The 18,913-nt window shown below is 55.8% G+C and carries 18 protein-coding genes; 8 read left to right on the top strand and 10 right to left on the bottom strand.

Annotated features, from left to right (window positions below; all coding sequences use genetic code 11):
* Positions 1 to 256: 256 nt before the first annotated feature.
* From KOE80_RS08000 to KOE80_RS07985, 4 genes are all read left to right on the top strand, one after another.
* Positions 257 to 1,195: a ZIP family metal transporter gene (locus KOE80_RS08000; protein WP_372406000.1), complete on the top strand. Its 939-nt coding sequence runs from the start codon at positions 257 to 259 to the stop codon at positions 1,193 to 1,195.
* Positions 1,196 to 1,251: 56 nt separating this feature from the next.
* Positions 1,252 to 1,527: a hypothetical protein gene (locus KOE80_RS07995; protein WP_226348846.1), complete on the top strand. Its 276-nt coding sequence runs from the start codon at positions 1,252 to 1,254 to the stop codon at positions 1,525 to 1,527.
* Positions 1,528 to 1,624: 97 nt separating this feature from the next.
* Positions 1,625 to 2,239: an ATP-binding cassette domain-containing protein gene (locus KOE80_RS07990; protein WP_226348845.1), complete on the top strand. Its 615-nt coding sequence runs from the start codon at positions 1,625 to 1,627 to the stop codon at positions 2,237 to 2,239.
* Between the two features lie 107 nt (positions 2,240 to 2,346).
* A complete protein-coding gene (locus KOE80_RS07985) occupies positions 2,347 to 3,456 on the top strand; it encodes a class II histone deacetylase (protein WP_009454546.1) in 1,110 nt (369 codons plus the stop codon).
* 46 nt (positions 3,457 to 3,502) lie between these two features.
* Here KOE80_RS07985 and KOE80_RS07980 read toward each other — a convergent pair whose 3' ends face one another.
* The 7 genes from KOE80_RS07980 to KOE80_RS07950 all read right to left on the bottom strand — a co-directional run bounded on the left by KOE80_RS07980 (position 3,503) and on the right by KOE80_RS07950 (position 11,599).
* Positions 3,503 to 4,438 (bottom strand): helix-turn-helix domain-containing protein, encoded by a 936-nt coding sequence (locus KOE80_RS07980; protein ID WP_009454544.1) that lies wholly within the window; start codon positions 4,436 to 4,438, stop codon positions 3,503 to 3,505.
* A gap of 232 nt (positions 4,439 to 4,670) precedes the next feature.
* Positions 4,671 to 5,282, bottom strand: coding sequence for a superoxide dismutase (locus KOE80_RS07975; RefSeq protein WP_009454542.1), 612 nt, complete (start codon positions 5,280 to 5,282; stop codon positions 4,671 to 4,673).
* 53 nt (positions 5,283 to 5,335) lie between these two features.
* Positions 5,336 to 5,815 (bottom strand): hypothetical protein, encoded by a 480-nt coding sequence (locus tag KOE80_RS07970; protein WP_021446677.1) that lies wholly within the window; start codon positions 5,813 to 5,815, stop codon positions 5,336 to 5,338.
* A gap of 303 nt (positions 5,816 to 6,118) precedes the next feature.
* Positions 6,119 to 7,549, bottom strand: coding sequence for a hypothetical protein (locus KOE80_RS07965; protein WP_226348844.1), 1,431 nt, complete (start codon positions 7,547 to 7,549; stop codon positions 6,119 to 6,121).
* Between the two features lie 238 nt (positions 7,550 to 7,787).
* On the bottom strand, positions 7,788 to 9,710 hold the full coding sequence (locus tag KOE80_RS07960; protein ID WP_226348843.1) for a PIG-L family deacetylase: 1,923 nt from the start codon (positions 9,708 to 9,710) through the stop codon (positions 7,788 to 7,790).
* 166 nt (positions 9,711 to 9,876) lie between these two features.
* Complete coding sequence (locus tag KOE80_RS07955; RefSeq protein WP_045931478.1) at positions 9,877 to 11,040, bottom strand: NnrS family protein; 1,164 nt, start codon at positions 11,038 to 11,040, stop codon at positions 9,877 to 9,879.
* A 79-nt stretch (positions 11,041 to 11,119) separates the two neighbouring features.
* On the bottom strand, positions 11,120 to 11,599 hold the full coding sequence (locus KOE80_RS07950; RefSeq protein WP_035267922.1) for a MarR family winged helix-turn-helix transcriptional regulator: 480 nt from the start codon (positions 11,597 to 11,599) through the stop codon (positions 11,120 to 11,122).
* Between the two features lie 413 nt (positions 11,600 to 12,012).
* On the opposite strand from KOE80_RS07950, the gene KOE80_RS07945 reads away from it, so the two are divergent.
* On the top strand, positions 12,013 to 13,152 hold the full coding sequence (locus KOE80_RS07945) for an FAD-dependent monooxygenase (protein WP_009454531.1): 1,140 nt from the start codon (positions 12,013 to 12,015) through the stop codon (positions 13,150 to 13,152).
* A 268-nt stretch (positions 13,153 to 13,420) separates the two neighbouring features.
* Positions 13,421 to 14,737 carry an MFS transporter gene (locus tag KOE80_RS07940; RefSeq protein WP_060185882.1) on the top strand — a complete coding sequence of 439 codons (1,317 nt, stop codon included), beginning with the start codon at positions 13,421 to 13,423 and terminating at the stop codon, positions 14,735 to 14,737.
* 141 nt (positions 14,738 to 14,878) lie between these two features.
* Here KOE80_RS07940 and KOE80_RS07935 read toward each other — a convergent pair whose 3' ends face one another.
* The gene (locus tag KOE80_RS07935) at positions 14,879 to 15,148 is read right to left on the bottom strand and encodes a hypothetical protein (protein ID WP_035267915.1); all 270 of its coding nucleotides are present in this window, start codon (positions 15,146 to 15,148) and stop codon (positions 14,879 to 14,881) included.
* On the bottom strand, positions 15,145 to 15,948 hold the full coding sequence (locus KOE80_RS07930; RefSeq protein ID WP_009454526.1) for a YggS family pyridoxal phosphate-dependent enzyme: 804 nt from the start codon (positions 15,946 to 15,948) through the stop codon (positions 15,145 to 15,147). The genes KOE80_RS07935 and KOE80_RS07930 overlap by 4 nt, the downstream gene beginning before the upstream one ends.
* 77 nt (positions 15,949 to 16,025) lie before the next feature.
* On the opposite strand from KOE80_RS07930, the gene KOE80_RS07925 reads away from it, so the two are divergent.
* Positions 16,026 to 17,333, top strand: a complete 1,308-nt coding sequence (locus KOE80_RS07925) for an aminotransferase class I/II-fold pyridoxal phosphate-dependent enzyme (protein WP_035267913.1) — start codon at positions 16,026 to 16,028, stop codon at positions 17,331 to 17,333.
* Positions 17,334 to 17,434: 101 nt separating this feature from the next.
* On the opposite strand, the gene KOE80_RS07920 is transcribed toward KOE80_RS07925, so the two are convergent.
* Positions 17,435 to 18,304 (bottom strand): DMT family transporter, encoded by an 870-nt coding sequence (locus tag KOE80_RS07920; protein WP_083053673.1) that lies wholly within the window; start codon positions 18,302 to 18,304, stop codon positions 17,435 to 17,437.
* Between the two features lie 85 nt (positions 18,305 to 18,389).
* Here KOE80_RS07920 and KOE80_RS07915 point away from each other — a divergent pair, with 85 nt between their 5' ends.
* Positions 18,390 to 18,899, top strand: coding sequence for a MarR family winged helix-turn-helix transcriptional regulator (locus KOE80_RS07915; RefSeq protein ID WP_026482726.1), 510 nt, complete (start codon positions 18,390 to 18,392; stop codon positions 18,897 to 18,899).
* Positions 18,900 to 18,913: the final 14 nt, after the last annotated feature.

The raw sequence follows: 18,913 nt of genomic DNA, 5'->3' as shown, positions 1-18,913 counted from the left end.
GGTTTTGCATTGCCATGCAAAACACAGAAAACCGGCTGGATAGCGGTCAACCCCCAAGCTGATTTCATGGATTGTGGCTTATTTGTTGAAATGCTAATGAGAATTGTTAGCATTTCGATATTTATGTTTTAAATCGAAGATGAAGTCGCTATGATGGTTTGTACAGCATCCATGCCTTAGCCAAGAGCCGTTTTACGGCTCTTGGCGTCTGTAGTAGGCAAACCTGGATTGCGTAATTTTCTGGGGGCGCATGGCTATGAAACCGAAAACAAGCCACTACTTTTTACCCAATAAGGGAACCTCGCCTAACTGGCGCCAACACCTGCGCCTGTGGGTTGGACTGATCATTTCCATGGGCGGCGTCTGGGCGCTCTGTCATCAATTCTGGCTGTATGCACAAGATCACCCGGTGGTCTTGCAGGCCCTGGTAGGCGGCTCCATTGCTGCGTTGGCCACGGCACTGGGGACTGTGCCCGTCATGTTTTCTCAAACCATGTCGCAGCGTACGCAAGATACGCTGTATGGCTTTGGGGCGGGGGTGATGCTGGCTGCTTGTGCCTTCTCGCTGGTTCTGCCGGGTCTGGAAGCAGCAGAGAAGCAGCAGGTGTTTGGCGGTGGTGCTTGGGGGGCGGGTTCCGCCGTGGGCCTGTCCATCTTGTTGGGTGCCGCAGCCTTGATGCTGCTTGATCGCATCCTGCCACACGAGCACTTCATCAAAGGGCGCGAAGGCCCTGGCAGCGCTTCGTCCACCAAGCTGCGTCGCACCTGGCTGTTTGTGATCGCCATTACGCTGCACAACTTCCCGGAAGGTCTGGCCATTGGCGTGGGCTATGTGGGCAATGAAGGGGTGCGTGCCAATGCGTTGGCTACGGGTATTGCCATTCAGGACGTGCCTGAGGGCTTAGTGGTGGCACTGGCCTTGCTGGCTGCCGGTTACAGCCGTACTTTCTCCGTCGTTTTGGGCATGGCCAGTGGCTTGGTTGAGCCGGTCGGGGCGGTGCTGGGTGCGGTGGCCGTCAGCAGCTCGCTGGTGCTTCTGCCTTTTGGTCTGGGCTTTGCAGCGGGTGCCATGCTGTTTGTCATCAGCCACGAGATCATTCCCGAATCGCACCGGCAAGGACATGAAACCTTTGCAACCGGCGGTTTGATGATCGGTTTTGTCTTGATGATGTTGCTGGATACGGCCTTGGGATAAGTAGGTCCACGCGGAGAAATAGCCTGAACAAGCTTGTCTTGTTTCAGGCTATTTTTTTGGCTTTGGCTTTGGCTTTGGCTTTGGCTTTGGCTTTGGCTTTGGCTTTGGCTTTGGCTTTGGCTTTGGCTTTGGCTTTGGCTTTGGCTTTGGCTTTGGCTTTGGCTTTGGCTTTGGCTTTGGCTTTGGCTTTGGCTTTGGCTTTGGCTTTAGATCCGCGCATGAATGCCTGGCAAGATTGTTCCCGACAAGGTTTTTGCTTTATTTCTGCTGAACCCTGCATGGTCACGGCGCAGCAAGCAGCCCAAACATCAGTTAATAAAGACCTATACTAAGGCGCCTGTTTGGGGCAGCCCCGAACTTATTTTTTTATCCCGCCTCGGCAAAGCATCTTGTATCTGTCCAGGCGCTTCTTTAGCAGTGATTTCCAGCATGCTACGCATAGACAATCTCAGTAAAAACTATGGCGACTACCTCGTTTTCAAGGGGCTGACTCATACATTTCAGCCTGGCTGCGTGGCGCTCTGTGAAGAAGACAGTACCGGCAAATCTACCTTGCTGAACATCATTGCAGGCTTGCTCGAACCGGATGCGGGGGAAGTGTGGATAGACGGGCACTCGCTGATGCAAACGCCCCGACAAGCTCGCGCTCGTATGGCTTATGTACCCGACAACTGCATGCTGTTTCCGTCCCAGACAGGCCGCGAACTGCTGGAACAAATCGCCGCAGAAAAGAACACCCATGTGGATGACAATGCGCTGGATCTGGCCTGCCGATTAGGGCTGGAGCCACACTTGGACAAGCGCTTTGAGCAGATGTCGACAGGCACGCGCCGCAAGGTATTTCTGACGGCGGCGGCCTTGGGTGACCCGGCAGTGATCATTGCCGATGGCCCCAGCAATGGCCTGGATACGCAGGCTCGTGCCGCTTTGGCGGAGCAGTTCCAGATCTGGTCGCAAGACCGTGTTGTGTTGTTCGCCAGCTACGATGCCGAGTTGGTTGAGGCTTGCGGAGCAGAAATAATCAATATTGCCGAGCTGGTTTAGATCTTGGGGGGGCCGTCAGCCCATAAATTCGGCAATCCTACGGATTCTTTCCGCCGTTCAGATCCCTACTATGGTTCTGCCAGACAAACCAAAAGAAAGGAGACGACATGGCAACAGGATATATTTGGAACACTCTTTACGGCTGGGTAGATACGGGGACGGGCAGTCTTGCCTCGGCCAATCTGGGGGCCCGTTTACAACCGATCAGCCACCACTTGGCCCATCCCGATACGAAGCGCCGCTTTCACGAGCTGGTTTGCGCCTCCGGGCAAATTGATCATCTGACTAGCATCCAGGCCAAGCCTGCACGCGACAAGGATATTTTGCGTGTGCATACGGCAGAGCATCTGGAAAACATGAAGCGTGTCAGTGCCTTGCCAACCGGCGGCGACACCGGCGACGGCATCACCACCATGGGTAATGGCGGCCTTGAAATTGCCATGCTTTCTGCCGGTGGCGCCATTGAGATGGTCAAGAAAGTGGTCAGTCGTGAAGTCAGTAATGGCTACGCACTGGTAAACCCACCCGGCCACCACGCACCCCGTGCTGGTGCGATGGGTTTTTGCATTTTTAATAACACCTCGGTGGCCGCGGCGTACGCTCGCGAAGAACTGGGCCTGGATCGTGTCGCGATTCTGGATTGGGACGTGCATCACGGTAATGGTACGCAGGATATCTGGTGGAATGACCCTTCGGTTCTGACCATTTCCCTTCACCAGCATCTATGCTTCCCGGCCAATAGCGGTTTCACGACTGAGCGCGGCGAGGGCGAAGGCTTGGGCTACAACCTGAATATCCCATTGCCTCCTGGCGGTGGGAATGCCGCCTACCTCTATGCCATGGAAAAAGTGGTACTGCCTGCGCTGCGCGCCTATAAACCGCAGCTGATTATCGTGGGCTCGGGCTTTGATGCCAGCATGATGGACCCGCTGGCACGCATGATGGTGACGGCTTCCGGTTTCCGTCAGATGGCACGTCAAATTATCGACTGCGCCGAGGAAGTGTGTGAAGGTCGTATCGCTTTTGTGCAGGAAGGGGGGTACAGCCCGCATTACTTGCCATTCTGCGGTCAGGCTGTCATCGAGGAGCTGACCGGTGTACGTACGCTGGCTGATCCTTACGCGGACTTTCTGGGCGGGATGGGCGGCGATACGCTACTGGATGCGGAACGTGCTTGCGTGGACGAAGCCGCAGGCTTGTTGAGCGGTCTACGCTAATACGCTGTGATGTTCATGGTTTGAACGCTACCCCGGACCTTGTCGTTTAATGGCAGAGTCCGGGCACGGCAGCCAGGATAGCACCATGCGCATCCGGCACATACCAGTGATTCAGAGCCGCTTTAACAGCGGCTTCTGTGCGTCTGGTAATGCCCAGCTTGCGCAGCAAGGACGTGACATGCGAATGCACAGTGCGTTCGCTTAAAAACAGACTGGCCGCAATTTCCCGGTCGGTATAGCCCGTTACCAGCCAGCCCAGTACTTGCATTTCCTTGGCACTGAGCGCGGCGGGCAAGGGAGCGGGGACCAGTCGAACCAGAACATCCCCCTTGGGAAAACGCTGTGCTTGCAGTCGATAGCTTCGTTTGCCTTCCAACCAGAACGCTTGCAAGGTTGAGGTCTCCTGGCCCATGAAGGACAAGGCTTTAGCCAGTGCGGGGCTGAATTGGGAGGCATTGGAGAGCATGTCTTCACGCATGATCAGGCTGCCTGCCTGTGGCACCAAATGCAAGACGATGCCGTTTTGCGCGACCATGTTTTGCATGGCCTCTTCCAGCAGGATTTTTGCGCCCAGCGCCAGCGTGCGGACGTGACGATTGAAGCTGCCGGCCTGTTGGGAAGAAAAGTGAATCATCCCCAGATAGGAATCCCCTCGCTGCAGTTCTACCGTCATGCCATCCTGAAATCCACCACGCAGCAGAGCATCGGTATAGATAGCAGTGCTGCGAAAAGGAGGGTCCATGGTGTCCGAGCACTCGGAAATGGAGGGGGGCAGCAAATCGTGGGGAGAGGCTTGCGCCGTAAATCCGGGTGGATAGATTTGCGGAAAGCCCGTCCCCAAGGCAGAGGCACAGTTCAGGTTATAGCCTTCACAATGCAATTCCAGATGCGTACGGCTTTGTGGTGCACAGCCCAGAAGCTGCACCGCATCGAAGTGAAACAGGGAACGTAGGGATTGGATACGATCGCAGAGACTCAACATGTGGGGGCCTGGGAATGTGTGTGGTAAGGGCGCTAACAATCAACATAGCGTTTGGTGATGCACAGCGCAATTGGGCCAAACCCAGGCGTGGATACTGGACTGTGTAGGGATGTGCCCCTAAAGCCAAAACCCTCCGAAACTGGAGGGTTGCTTGGAAAGGCGACAAGCTAAAGTGCTTGTTGCTACCTGTCTCCGAGTAAGGCGACAGGGTTTGACGGGGCGTAAAACCGCTTTATTTAACGGCTTCCAGGTATCTTCTCAGCACTTCGGGCCAATTAATCACATTGAAAAAGGCCGCAATGTATTCAGGCCGACGATTCTGATACTTCAGGTAGTAGGCGTGTTCCCACACGTCCAGGCCCAGTATGGGCGTGTTGCCGTGCATCAGCGGGCTGTCCTGATTGCCGGTGCTCTCTACTACCAGCTTCTTTTCCGGGGTGACACTGAGCCAAGCCCAGCCACTACCAAAACGTGAGATCGCCGCTTTGGTAAAGGCATCCTTGAATGTCTCGAAACCGCCCAGATCCCGGTCTATGGCATAAGCCAGATCGTTGGGAAGGGTGCTATCGGCATCGGGCGTCATGACGGTCCAAAACAAGCTGTGGTTGGCATGACCGCCACCATTGTTGCGCACGACATTGCGCAGGGATTCAGGCAAGGTGTCCAGCCCGGCTACCAGCTCATCAATAGGCGGGTAGGGCAAGTTGGCCGCTTCCAGTGCCGCATTCAGATTATTGATATAGGTCTGATGATGTTTGCTGTAGTGAATCTCCATGGTCTGGGTGTCGATATGCGGCTCCAGAGCATGGTAGGCATAAGGCAGGGCAGGTAAGGTGTAAGACAAGACGCACTCCTCGATAAACCCCAGGCCGGTGGCGCCTGGGGGACAGAATGAAACTAATGAGAAAAAGAGCGTTCCTGCGGGCTGACCGCCCCTAAGAACAGGGCAGAGCAGGTAGGGACATGATGGGGGTAGCGTCGCGCATAGCGGGCCAGTTCGGCATAAGTGCGGCGGCTGTGTTGCCAGGCAGCCATGCGCCAGTCATCCGCCAGACGGGTATTGGCAGCGGCGCAGCACAAGGTTTCATGAGCTGTGCACAGGTGCAGACCCTGTTCGTCACTTTGACCCAGTTGCTCGCAGGCATCGGCCAGATTCAAATGGGCAATGACCCAGGCGGCAATGGTGGCGTCGGCCCCTTCGCAAGAGCCAAACAGCAGCGGTTTCACATACGCACGAGCTTGCTGATAGTGCGTGATGGCATCGGTGTAATTGTGGGATTGAAAGGCCTGGTTGCCCTGTGTGATCAAATTGCGCCAAGAGGCCAGTTCGTCGCGTTGGGTAAGAGCGTGTTGGGACTGTTGGGCGAGTGTCTGCATGCATTGCTCCTGATAAAAGGTAGCGCATCAATAATGAAATTAATGATAATGATTTGCATTTATATTATCAAGGTAATCCCCAAAGCAAATCGTAAGCAGATCAAACGTCAGGCAAAAAAGGAGGGGGAGCACTTCTTAAAGCCAATATCAGTGCGGCTTTGCGGGCAGGGTGAGCGTGCTTAGGTGTATACCCTGTAGCGTGAAGACTCTTGCCTCAGATCAAGGCCAGGATGGCCGCCAGGCAAGAAAAAAGGCTGAAAGCCCGGGAGCTTTCAGCCTTGATATCAGCTTGTCTGAATGGTCTTAACGACGTTTTACCGACAGCTCATATTCCATATCCTGGTCGTAACTACCCAAGGACATGGCTTTGACTTCGTATTCGCCCGCTTCCAGCTGGACTTCCAGACGTGCGTTCATGTCGCCGCCGCTATCATCGTCTTCAGCAACGGTTTGACCGTCTTTACGCAGCACCAGGTAGGTATCGAAGATAGGCGAGGTCATGTCAATGACGTAGCTGCCAGGCTGACGTACGGTCAACTGGTAGCTGTCGCTGGTGATGCCTTGCAGCATCAGGGCCTGGCGAGGCTCACCCACACGGATGGTGCCGCCGCCGGCATTGGCAGGGACTTCATCGGCCGAGGCGGACAGGGCAAACAAGCCGGCCTGGTTGGAGCCAGAAATCTTCACCTGGTGTTCGCCTGCAGCCAGTACGCCGCGGACGCGTTGCTGGCCGGCTTCATCACCGTATTGGTTGGCACTGGTGGAATCCACTTCCATCGTGGCCTGGAAGCCCTGGGCATCCATTTGCACGGTGACCAGTTTGGGTTCGGACAAGGTGAAGCTGTAGGTTTGGGTTTCACCCGTGAACAGGCCGGTTTTGCCATCGCCGTCCAGAGTCAGGCTGTCGCCGTTTTTCAGCTCGATCTCGCCGGTCATCTCTTCGGGTTTGATCTGCAGCGAGAAGCCGCCCTGGAAGTTTTGCGAACCCATGGCCGAGCTGGCCTGCACAATGTATTCGCCCGCTTTCAGGTAAACCTGCAGACGTGCATCAGTGCCGCCACCGCTGTCATCATCCGAGGCCAGTTCCATGCCGCGACGGTCCATCAGCTTCAGATAGGCGTCCAGGCTGTTCTGCTCGGCCTTCATGGCAATGCTGTATAAGCCGTCTTTGTCGATATTCAGGCGGTAGCGCTTCTGGCCGCCCAATGCCCAGTCATGAATGGTCTGGTCTTGGGTCAGCGGGTCACCCGTGTAGGCTTTCAGAGTGTCGACGACGACCTGGAAAGGGCCGTAGGAGCTGGTGTTGAAACCGCTGACAACCACCTGGTAGGTGTCGTTGAAATCAGCCTTGAAGCCCAGTGTGGTGGCCTGGCCTTTGGTCTCGCTCTCGGGGCTGTCCTCGCAGCGCTGAGTACGTGTTACCAGCTCGCCGTTGCGCAGCACGCTGATTTGCGGACGCAAAGGGCCGCTAACGCTGATCTTGATGATCTGGCCAGCTTCAGCCTTCACATCAAACAAGCTGCTGCGTACGCCATCACTCAGGTTCAAAAAGCTTTTGCTGGTCAATTCGCCAGAGACAGATTGGCCCAATACCAGAGTTTGGGAAGCACCGATGGTGCTGGGGGCGCTGACCGGGCCGCTTGCCGGTACGGGTACGTTTTTGGCGTAATAAATAGCGCCACCGGCGCCGATGACGACGCCCAACAGGGCTGCAAATAGGGTAGTTGGCTTCATGATCTCTGAAGAGTAAAAGTAAGGCACCGATGAGCCGGCGGCCGTTAGCGGGCGATTGTACTGGAGCTGGGAGAGCCAGCGCACGCTATTGCAACAAGATACTACGGTAGAGGCGTGTATTCCGGTTTTATCGCTGGGGCGTGAATCAATAACTGGATTCGCTTGTTGGCCCCGCCTCGCCTTGGAAGCAAGGGCCGTTCTAGCGTACTTTGTTACGTTTTAAAAGCGTGATTGGGCTTCAAGGCTGCACATAGGGCTGGGTGATGAAGGCGGGGGCGTCGCTAAAAGACTGTCCTCCTCCCGGTGGTGGGGGCTGGGTCAGGGCAACTTGCACCCATTTGCCGTGTCGGCGCTCCAGCAGTCGATAGCGCTGCTCGGGACCGACCGGGCGGCTGGCCAGGTACAAGATGCCGTTCAGTCTGTACAAAGCGGGTTGAGAGGCAGATTGCCTGGCTACTTCCTGCTCCTGCCCTTGATCAAGCATCACAACCGCACCGCCGGGGTTTTTTTGAACCGCGACAATGACCTGTTCTTTCTCGTCCAGGCTCAGTGCGGGTGTTCCCACATAGTTCAAGCCCAGGTTTTGGGGGGCTGTCCAGCCTTGCTTGCCGCTTTGTGTCAGGCGCAGCAAATGCTGGCTTTGGCGGTCGCGCATGTAAAGCTCAATATGGCCTTGCGCATTCAGGATGGAGGCCAGCCCTCCGCTGATGGGGGGAGCAGGAATTGCTTGCCAGGGCCGCCATTGCGAGTCGCTTTGTTGATAGGTCTGAAAAAGCTGGCCCTGCAGATTGCTGGCGAATACATGGGCGTGCCCTTGCTGATCCAGGCTCAGAGTGGCGGGGTAGGCGGCCTGTTTCAATGCAGGCAGGGCTTTCCAGGCACTCCAGCCGTAGTCAGGCTGGCGCGCGGCGCTCCAATAAAAACGGCCATCGGTTCCCATGGCGATAGCCTGACTGTCACGGCGGCTGACCATGGGGGTGTGCAACATGCGAGGGCCGGGTATTCGTTGCCAGGCCAGCCAGTCATCCTCGTCAGCGGAGCGGCTGAACCAGACTTGCCCGGTGGCATCACGGGCAAACAGGCCGGGGCTGCCATCTGCGTATTGGAAAGCACTCAAGGTATCGGCTGTGCGTCCGCCCAAGGTCATCCAGCGTTGTTCTTGCACATCCCATTTATTGATGGCGTCGTTTTGTTCACCCGATGCGAAAAAGCTGAGCCTGCCTTCGCTGTCACTCAAGAGGCTGGCGGGGTAGTCCGCGCGGCTGGTGTAGTAACTGCGCTGTACCCATGCAGCGGCGGGGCCAGCGGGTTCTTGGCACACGGCGGGGCCTTTGCAGGCATGTTGATCATGCCAGGCGTAGCGCCGGAAAATCTCGGTTTTGCTGTGAATTTCATTCAAGGTCAGGTTGCGGGCCTGTTCTTGAATGGGGTAGTCCACATAGCCAATTTGCGCGTAATTGCCGGGGGCGGCCAGCATGGCTTCGCGAACCAGGCGGGCGCTGGCGATATGGTCCGGGTGTCCGTGTCCGGTACAACGCCAGCACAGCTGAGTGTAAGGCACGGGATTGGTGTCATCCAGATAGCGAACACTGGTGGGCTGATACAGCCGTATCAAGGCGGCCAGTGTTTGGACCAACTGCTCGCGGTTCAGTGTCTGTTGCGGGCTATCCAGAGTTTGTACGGTTTGACCAGGTACAGATTCTGCGCGGCTCAAGGGCGTCAGGCTTCCCCAGCCCGGGCCCAGCCAGGGATCTTGCAGGCGCAAATGGCTCAGTTGAATGCCCGGTCTGGCTTGCAAGCTGAACTGTGTGATTGACGCACTGCCGACCATCACGCGCGTCTGCTGCCATTCATTGACCAGCCCGGCCATATACGCATAGGCGGCGTGCACACCTTGTTCGCGACTGTACATATACTCCAGCCCGCCTTTGCGTTCACTGGCGGTCAGATACAGAACCTGCATGCAGGCACCGGCCTGGATATTGCTGGACAGGTCCGGGTTCATGAACAGCAGGTCGTCGTCCATATGGCCAACGACGACCAGGTCTCGACTGCCATGACAGGCATCGGTGGCCTGGGCAGAAAGCGGCAAGAGTAGAGCACACAGTCCGCCAAGCAGAGTGCGTTTCAGAAAGGAGCCAGTCAGACAGGCAAGAGGCATGGAGATACGAGCGCGGAATAAACAAGGATCAGAACGATCCGTCCCGCGTTGCCTGCAGAGGGTGCAAACAACGTGCCTGCTTAGTATAAGCAGGCACTGTCAGGCAGAAAATAAAGATAAGCGGCGCCAGGGATTTTGTTTTTAAAGTGTGGCGCCGACGCTGCGATCAGTTCAGTCTGGGGCGAATCAACATGGGCGCAAACTGATGCAGGTAATTGAGCATGGCCAGAATCCAGCACAGGCCAGCGGCATGCAACAAAGGCAGGCTCCAGCTGCTGGGAACCAGGGCCAGCAAGCGCAAGACACAGGCGGCAATCAGGAGTCCGTAGCCCAGCACTACTTTGGGCGTGGCACGCAGGGGGCGACCCAAATGGCCCAGAGCGGTACGGGTCAGCATGCCGATAATCATGACGCTAAAACCTGCCAAGCCCACAATATGTACCGGCCAGGCAGCGCGCAGAATCCAGCCTGCTTCGTAGGCGGCAGCACTTAACAAGCCTATAGCCAAACCGGCATAGCCCAGGTACAGAATCCACAACAGTGGCGTGTTGCGGCTGGCCCAGGGTTTCCAGCGTACCCACTGGAAGCAGGCGATCAAGCCCAATGCAGCCAGAACAATGGCCAAAGGCAAACGCCAGGGGCTCAGTGACAAGGCAATCGCGATAGCGCTCAAACCCATTTGCCAATGACCGCTACGAGTTTGCGCAGGCAAGCTCAAGCCCGGCAAGGCGCGCATGGCAAAAAAGGGAATGATGCGACGAGCAATCAGCAAGGTGATCAAGCCCATGGTCCAGAAGCCGCTGTAGAAGTAGGGCATGGGGTCTTGCCCTTGCATCAGGCTGTACATGAACAGGGCATGGCTAAGACCCAAAGCCAGCATGGCCAGAGGGATACCGTAATTGCGCTTGTTGCGAGCGATCAGAATCACGCGGGCCAGCTCAGCGGCGGCAATGGCGAAAAACAAGGCATCCAACACCAAGGCCGCGATCAAGCCGTTGGGAAGCAGCAGGCTGAAACGAGCCAGAATCCAGATCAGACACAAGGCGCCCAAAGACGGGCCGCGCAAGGTGGGCTGTCCTGTCCAGGTGGCACTGGCTGTCAGCAAAAATCCCACGGCAATCGTGCCGATAAACGCCCAGAGCATTTCATGGGCATGCCAGTACAGGGATGGAATGGCCGTATTGGACAGCCAGCCGGGTGTATAGAGCCAAAGCGCAATGCTGGCTGCACCCCACAGTGTGGCTAAAAGATAGAGAGGACGAAATCCCAGTTCCAGGAATGCGCGCCATTCGGGGCGGGTAGAGGCGGGGGAGGCAGTCAAAGGAGTCATGGCAGATCAGTTATAAGATGTATTTTAAATATATCTTAAAGGCCGAATAAAACATAGTCTCTTCAAGTGATGTTCGACCTTATTCTTTGTCGCTCATATCCAGGGTACTGTCTATCATTTTGCGCAGCAGATAGACGATGGCCACGCGTTCTGCGGGGTTCAGATTGCCCATGGTCAGTTCGCTGATGGTATGGGCGCGAGGGATGACACGATCGAGCAGGTTCAGCCCTTCCTGGGTCAGCTCCACAATGACCTTGCGTCTGTCGTCCTTGTCCGGTGCCAGTTCAATCAGGTTGCGTGATTTCAGGCGCTGAATAATGCCCCGTATGGTGGCCTGGTCGACCGCCGTCGCTTCGACCAGCTCGGTTTGCGAGCTGGGTCCATGGTCGCGCAGAGCGCAGAGCGTCACGAACTGAATCGCAGTTAGTTGGCTGTCGCCCACGTAATGCTGAAAGATGGCCGTATGCCGCTGGCCCGCCTTGCGCAGCAGGTGGCCGATTTGTTCGGTGACATCGTAGGACAAGGTTTGAGGCTCAGAAACGGGGGAGGTAGGCTGCATAGTCTTTCTGTCTTGTTGTGGAATGGGCAGGCCAGTTAAAGAACAACTGAGCAAGTATACCTTCCCGAGGACCGGTTCACGTCTGATCCAGATCAGTTATTTCGCGTTTAAAGCATCTGTTATTTCAGGGTGTGCACCGCAATAAATGAGTCTACACACTGTTAAATCGGAAAATTAAATAAATTTGAAGTCTAGATATTCAAGGCTCGTTTTTGTTTTTGATTTTTTAATTAACTTGTTGATATTGTTATTTTAATACCTTGTTTAAAGCTGCTTTATAGGCTGTTTAAATCCCCTTTGGATAGGTGTAAACCCTAGCTCAATCACCTGTTTTCATGCTTAAACTTAGTGTGTACACTACTAAAAAACATGTGGTGAGCACTTTTGATGAGTGCCGTGATTTGGAGCTAACGATGGAAAAAACAGTCAAGATTGCGATTGTAGGGGCCGGTCTTGGCGGAGCCGCTGCGGCGACTCTGTTGCAGCAAGCTGGCTTTGAGGTAGAAGTATTTGAGCAGGCGCCAGAATTCTCGCGTTTGGGTGCCGGTATCCACGTGGGCCCCAACGTGATGAAGATCTTCCGCCGCATGGGTCTGGAAAAAGCGCTGGACGATATGGGTTCGCACCCGGATTTCTGGTTCAGTCGTGATGGCGAAACGGGTGACTACCTGTCCCGTATCCCTTTGGGTGAATTTGCCAAGAAAGAATACGGTGCGTCGTACATCACCGTGCACCGTGGCGATATGCACGCTTTGCAAATTGACAGCATCAAGCCGGGCACCGTGCACTTTGGCAAGCGTTTGCAAAATCTGGTGGACCGTGGTGACGACGTTTTGCTGGAATTTGCTGATGGCACCAGCGTAACGGCTGACATTGTGATTGGTGCCGATGGCATCCACTCCAAGATCCGTGAAACCCTGCTGGGTGTAGAAGACCCGATTTACAGCGGCTGGGTGGCACACCGTGCCCTGATCCGTGGCGAAAACCTGGCCCGCTTTGCCGACGAGTTCGAGGACTGTGTGAAATGGTGGACAGACGACCGTCACATGATGGTGTACTACACCACTGGCAAACGTGATGAATACTATTTTGTGACTGGCGTGCCACATCCTGCCTGGGATTTTCAGGGTGCTTACGTAGACAGCTCGCAAGAAGAGATGCTGGCCGCATTTGAAGGCTATCATTCCACGGTTCAGAATCTGATCAAATCGACTGAAAGCATTACCAAGTGGCCATTGCGTAACCGTAATCCGTTGCCTTTGTGGAGCCGTGGTCGTTTGGTCATGTTGGGCGATGCATGTCACCCCATGAAGCCTCACATGGCTCAAGGTGCTTGCATGGCGATTGAAGATGCCGCCATGTTGACGCGCTGCTTGCAAGAGACCGGCTTGTCGGATTTCCGTACGGCTTTCGATCTGTACGAGCTCAACCGCAAAGAGCGTGCGACTCGAGTTCAGTCTGTCTCCAACGCCAATACCTTCTTGCGCACGCAAGAAGATCCGGCCTGGGTTTACGGCTACGACCTGTACGGTCAGGACCTGAAGTCCAGCTAAGCAGTGCACGGTGCTGAGTCCGGGAGCGATCCGGGCTCAGCGCATCAATCTGATCGGGTCCCGCTGTGTCTGACCTGTCTCTATAGATAGAGCAGGCATGTCCAGCAGGGAGTCACCGTTGATACATCATTCTTCATCTGTAAACGGTCTGCAGCCCAATGGGGGGAATGCGGACGCGTTCAGGGCCCTGCTGTGTTCTGTCAGGCGCTGTTCTTAGGCAGTTTTCTGGTTCACCAGGCATACCAATAATTATCTGGAGATATACAAGGTGCATTCATCCATCCAAAGTCCCACGGCTGTGCCTGCAGGTCGGGACGGAAACGGAGATCTCTATAAGAAGATCGTCTGGCGTCTGATCCCCTTTCTGTGCTTTTGTTATTTGGCTGCTTATCTGGACCGCATCAACGTGGGTTTTGCCAAGCTGCAGATGCTCGATCATTTGCAGTGGAGTGAAACGGCCTACGGTCTGGGTGCTGGCCTGTTCTTTCTGGGCTACATCCTGTTTGAGGTACCTAGCAACCTGATTCTGGAACGTGTGGGTGCCAAGCTGTGGATTGCCCGCATCATGATCACCTGGGGTCTGCTCTCTGGCTTGACCATGTTTGTCACCTCGCCGACGCAGTTCTACATTCTGCGTTTTGTGCTGGGTGCGGCAGAAGCCGGTTTCCTGCCAGGTGTGTTGTATTACCTGACCCTTTGGTTTCCTACGTACCGACGCGGCAAGATCATTGCCTTGTTCATGATTGGCCTGCCTTTGTCCAGCGTGATTGGTGGTCCTTTGTCCGGCTGGATTATTGGTCACTTTGATCACATGAACGGTTGGCGTGGTTGGCAGTGGCTGTTCCTTTTGGAGGCGATTCCTAGCGTGCTGCTCGGTTTCCTGACTTTCTGGGCCTTGCCAAACAACTATCAGTCTGCGAAATGGCTGAGTAATGATGAAAAATCTCGTCTGGCTGCTGACCTGGCTGCCGACGATGCCGAAGGCAAGGGCGTCAAGCACAGCTTTAAAGATGGTTTCTTCAACCTGAAAGTGTGGATGCTGGGCGGGATCGACTTCTCCATTCTATTGGGTACCTACTCCATCAGCTTCTGGATGCCGTCCTTTATCCGTGCGGCAGGTGTGCAGGATCCTTTCCAGATTGGCTTGATGACGGCGATTCCATCGCTGGCCGGTGTGGTGGGCATGCTGATGATTGGTGCCAGCTCGGACCGTTGCCGTGAACGCCGTTGGCACTTGATCGTGCCGCTGACTATCGGTGCGGTTGCGCTGGTTGCCAGTACCTTTGTGGCTCATCATGCCTGGTTGACCGTTCTGGCCTTTACCGTGGCTTCGGCTGTGATTATGGGTGCTGTGCCTGTGTTCTTCAGCTTGCCAGCGACGTTCCTGAAAGGCACTGCCGCAGCGACCGGTTTTGCTCTGGCATGTTCCTTGGCTAATATCGCCGGTCTGGTCAGCAACTCCCTGATTGGTTGGGTGACCGACCTGACAGGCTCGGGCAGCGCCGCTTTGTGGCTGTTTGCCGGTAGCTTGATGGTGAGCTGCTTGTTGGCATTCGCCTTGCCAGCCAAACAGGTGAACCGCTAAGTCTCCGTTCACTCCTGTTGTCTGAAACACAAAAAACATACCCGGCTGTTCGCCGGGTATGTTTTTTTATGGTTGCGGCGTCTTGGGTACGCCGCTTTGCCGAATCAGGGTAGTAGGCTTGTGGCCGGGTACCGATCAGATTCAGGCAGTAACTTTGCTGCCTTGCTGTAACCAGGCTTGCAAATCAACGGTCTCGTACAGAACCTGTGCGCTGAGCACGCGCAAGCCATGCGGTCCGCTATCCAGGATGCGGTGTTCGCCTTTGGCTTGTTGCAGTTCCAGCTCGCTGTCAGGCAGCGTCATCAGGTGGCGAGCCACGGTAATCAGCTGCTCGGGCGGGCAGCAGGGGCTGGACTCAAAGTGTCCGATTTCTTTACCGTTTTGGCGGATGATCAGGCGTAGTGGATTCATGATGTTGTTGCCGTATCGGAGACGGGCCAGTAAAAGTTATTGGGCGTGGCGCGTGCACCAAAAATGGCTTGTCCAACGCGCACAATCGTGGAGCCTTCGGAAATAGCGACTTCATAGTCACCCGACATACCCATGGACAGCTCACGGATGTTTTCCGCGTGGGCAATGTCATTGCGCAATTGATCGCGCAAATTGCGCAGCAGGGCAAAACAAGGCCGTACCCGTTCCGGGTCAGCGTCCATCAAGGCCAAGGTCATCAGGCCTTTGACTTTCAAAGCAGAAAACTGTGGTAATTCGCGCACAAAAGCATGGACTTCTTCCGGGGGTAAACCGAACTTGCTGTCCTCGTTGGAGGTGTTTACCTGCACGAAAACGTCCAGACTGCGGCCTTCAATTTGCAAGCGGCGGTCCAGGGCTTCTGCGGTCTTGAGCTTGTCCAGTGCATGAAATTCAGAAGCAAAGCGTGCAACGGACTTGGCTTTATTGCTTTGCAGGTGTCCAATAACAGCCCATTCCAAATCCGGTAGTTCTTCGCGCAGGGCTTCGTACTTGCCTTCGGCCTCTTGCACCTTGTTCTCGCCCAGCAGGCGACAACCGGCCTGATAAGCCAGGCGGATGCGGTCAATTCCGAAGGTTTTGCTGACGGTGAGCAAACGTACATCGCCAGCGGCACGCCCGTAGCGCACGCAGGCGGCATCAATTCTTTGTTGTACCAGGGCAATGCGTTCCCGAAATGCCTCTACACTGGTGGAGGTGGGATAATGCTCGGTGTGAAGTAGATCAGGGGCGGATTCGGACATGGCGCACCAGTAAGGAAGAAAAAAAAGATAAACTCGACCCTGCGGGTCGCGCATAAACTATTATGTCATAGGTCAAAATGAATATCCAGGGAAGCAATGCGAAGGAACTTTTCGATGATATCCGACAGCAAGTGGCACTGGGGCGAATCGCTCCGGGCCAGATTTTGCCGCCGGTACGCGAACTGGCTCAAACACTGGGCTTGAACCGCAATACGGTTGCCCTGGCATACAAGCGCCTGGTCTCCGCCGGGGTGGCCGATGCACAAGGCCGTCGCGGTACACGGATTCGTGAAGCGATCCGGGAGCTGGCGCGGGAAGGGCATGGGGCCAGCTCGGCCTTGCAGGATCTGGCCAGTGGCAATCCGGCGCCGGGCTATTTGCCTGCACCTACCCAATTGATAGCTGGGGTGCGCGGTCAAACCCAGGCTTTGTACGGCGCCGACCCGTTGGTGCCCGAATTGCGCGCCGTATGTCAGCAGGTGTTCCATAAAGACACCCCCCCCGATACCGATTACCACGTCAGTTACGGCGCAGTCGACGCGATCGAGCGCTTGCTGCAAGCCTTTTTGCTGGCGGGCGATAAGGTCGGGATTGAAGATCCCGGCTACCTGAACAGCATCAACTCCGTGCATACGCTGGGCTACAAGCCAGTGGGTATTGCTGTTGATAGCGAAGGGATTGTGCCGGCCTCGCTGGAGGCGGCTTTGGAAGATGGTCTGCGCGCCTTGATTCTGACCCCGCGTGCGCACAACCCTACGGGATGTTCGCTAAGCCGTGCCCGTGCCAAGCAGATCGAGCAAATTCTGAAGCAGTATCCCGAATTGTTGCTGATGATTGATGACCACTTCTGGATGCTGGCCAGCAGCCCTTATCGAAATGTGATTCCTGCCGATCATTTGCGCTGGGCCTTGATCCGTTCCGTGTCCAAGGGCCTGGGCCCGGATTTGCGCGTGGCTCTGGTCGCGTCAGACCTGCAAACCAGCGAGCGCTTGTCGCAACGTCTGGCTTCGGGGGCTCAGTGGGTCAGCCACCTGTTGCAGCAAATGGTGGTTCATGGGCTGACCGATGCCGACATCAAGGCGCAGACTCGTGTTGCACAAGCCGCTTACGTACAGGCTCGCATCGATCTGATGCAAGCCCTGAAAAAGCAGGGCATTCCTTTTTGGGATAGCGAGGAAGGCTTCAATCTGTGGATTCCGCTGGATCGGGAAGCCGAGCCGGTACTGGCAGGCTTAGCCGCACGTGGCTGGCTGGTTCGATCCGGCCAAGTCTTTGGGGTGAGCAACCCCGCTCAAGGCTTGCGTGTCAGTTTTGCGAATCTGAATGCCAAAGACGCTCAACGCTTTGCAACCGATTTAGCTCAAGTTCTGCAAGAACGCTATTAGTCACTATCTTGCTGCTTCTAGCGGAGGAGCAAGATAGTGAACTCTCTTACGCGCCCATCCAGATAGTTAATAGGGGCGCTATTTTTATGGGCGCGAGATGCTTATTTGGCGGGACGATTGCTGATCCACTGCACCGCCAGCACACTGCCCATCACCAGAATAATGCCCAGCAGGCTGGAGCCTGTCATGGCCTGACCCAAAATCAGCCACCCCAGAATTACAGCGGTCAAAGGGCTAAGCAGACCCAGCGAAGACACGGCCACAGAGGGTAAAACGGCAATCCCGCGGAACCACAGGGTATAGGCCAGGAGTGCACCGACCAGACACAGGTAGAGATAGCCACCGATTTGCACGCCGCTCAAGGAACTGTCCAGCGGTGGGTCCAGCCACAAGGCCAGAGGGGCCAGCATCAGTCCACCCAGCATCAACTGCCAGGCCGTGAAGGCCAGAATGGGCATGCCACTGCGCCAGCGATGCGACAGGTACGTGCCCAAGGCCATGCATAGGGCCCCGACAATGGCCGCGACCATGCCCCAGGTATCCCATTGGCTCTCTGGCGATAGCAGCAAAATACCCATGCCGATAATACCGATCACGCAGGCGACCAGTGCCATGGTCACCGGACGTTTGCCTTCCAAAGCCCAGGCCAGGCCAATCACCACCAAGGGTTGAGCCGCACCCACAACGGCAGCCAATCCACCCGGCAGGCGGTAGGCCGCAACGAATAGCAAGGCTTGAAATGCCCCGATGTTCAAGGCTGCCAGAATCAGGGTCTTGCCCCAGTCGCCTGGGGCGGGCATGCGTCGGCTCCACAAGAGCAGCATCACGCCAGCGGGAAAGCAGCGCAAAAAGGCCGCGATAAAAGGGCGGTCGGGGGGCAGAATTTCTGTGGTCACAATGTAAGTGGAACCCCAGATGGCGGGGCCTAGTGCGGTCAAGGCCGTCACCAGCCAAAGAGAAAGTCGGTTCATGATGAAAGTATCTTGATGTCGAGATAAATGCCAGTGTAGGGATGATTTATCTTAATATCAAGATAAATATCGAAATCGAGAAATCATGAGCGAAGAACACGACGCGGTAGACCTGATCATTAATCAATGGCGCGAGCAGCGGCCAGACTTGCAGAACCTGGACGCCATGGCCTTGCTGGGCCGCATGACACGCTGCTTTCAACTGGTCCAAAAACAAATGAGCGAGAACTTCAGGCGTCACGGCCTGCAGCTGGGCGAGTTTGATGTACTGGCCAGTCTGCGCCGTTCCGGCCCGCCGTATACCTTGGCGCCTACCGCCTTGTTTTCCACCTTGATGGTTAGCTCCGGCACCATGACGCATCGCTTGCAGGGCCTGGAAAAGCAGGGCTTGATCGAACGCATTGCTGACCCGGAAGACGCGCGCCGTATTCTGGTGCGTTTGAGCCCTGCGGGTCTGGCCTGTGTGGATGCGGTCGTGGTGGATCATTTGGCCAATGAAGAAAATTTGTTGGAAGGGCTGGATGCCACGCAGCGCCAGAACCTGAATACCTTGTTACGGGACTGGATGCGCTTGTTGGAGTCGCGCCCGGCTTGAAGGAGTGCTAAAGT

Origin of the sequence: Alcaligenes sp. 13f (assembly GCF_020496585.1) — a bacterium.
GTDB classification, from domain to species: domain Bacteria; phylum Pseudomonadota; class Gammaproteobacteria; order Burkholderiales; family Burkholderiaceae_B; genus Alcaligenes; species Alcaligenes phenolicus.
The sequence above is the reverse complement of the archived record's forward strand: the minus strand, read 5'-3'. Positions and strand labels throughout refer to the sequence as shown.

Excerpts from the sequence above, each read along its gene's own strand:
- KOE80_RS08000 (WP_372406000.1), top strand. The coding sequence starts at position 257 with ATGAAACCGAAAACAAGCCACTACTTTTTACCCAATAAGGGAACCTCG.
- KOE80_RS07990 (WP_226348845.1), top strand. The coding sequence starts at position 1,625 with ATGCTACGCATAGACAATCTCAGTAAAAACTATGGCGACTACCTCGTT.
- KOE80_RS07985 (WP_009454546.1), top strand. The coding sequence starts at position 2,347 with ATGGCAACAGGATATATTTGGAACACTCTTTACGGCTGGGTAGATACG.
- KOE80_RS07980 (WP_009454544.1), bottom strand. The coding sequence starts at position 4,438 with ATGTTGAGTCTCTGCGATCGTATCCAATCCCTACGTTCCCTGTTTCAC.
- KOE80_RS07970 (WP_021446677.1), bottom strand. The coding sequence starts at position 5,815 with ATGCAGACACTCGCCCAACAGTCCCAACACGCTCTTACCCAACGCGAC.
- KOE80_RS07965 (WP_226348844.1), bottom strand. The coding sequence starts at position 7,549 with ATGAAGCCAACTACCCTATTTGCAGCCCTGTTGGGCGTCGTCATCGGC.
- KOE80_RS07960 (WP_226348843.1), bottom strand. The coding sequence starts at position 9,710 with ATGCCTCTTGCCTGTCTGACTGGCTCCTTTCTGAAACGCACTCTGCTT.
- KOE80_RS07955 (WP_045931478.1), bottom strand. The coding sequence starts at position 11,040 with ATGACTCCTTTGACTGCCTCCCCCGCCTCTACCCGCCCCGAATGGCGC.
- KOE80_RS07950 (WP_035267922.1), bottom strand. The coding sequence starts at position 11,599 with ATGCAGCCTACCTCCCCCGTTTCTGAGCCTCAAACCTTGTCCTACGAT.
- KOE80_RS07945 (WP_009454531.1), top strand. The coding sequence starts at position 12,013 with ATGGAAAAAACAGTCAAGATTGCGATTGTAGGGGCCGGTCTTGGCGGA.
- KOE80_RS07935 (WP_035267915.1), bottom strand. The coding sequence starts at position 15,148 with ATGAATCCACTACGCCTGATCATCCGCCAAAACGGTAAAGAAATCGGA.
- KOE80_RS07930 (WP_009454526.1), bottom strand. The coding sequence starts at position 15,948 with ATGTCCGAATCCGCCCCTGATCTACTTCACACCGAGCATTATCCCACC.
- KOE80_RS07925 (WP_035267913.1), top strand. The coding sequence starts at position 16,026 with ATGAATATCCAGGGAAGCAATGCGAAGGAACTTTTCGATGATATCCGA.
- KOE80_RS07920 (WP_083053673.1), bottom strand. The coding sequence starts at position 18,304 with ATGAACCGACTTTCTCTTTGGCTGGTGACGGCCTTGACCGCACTAGGC.
- KOE80_RS07915 (WP_026482726.1), top strand. The coding sequence starts at position 18,390 with ATGAGCGAAGAACACGACGCGGTAGACCTGATCATTAATCAATGGCGC.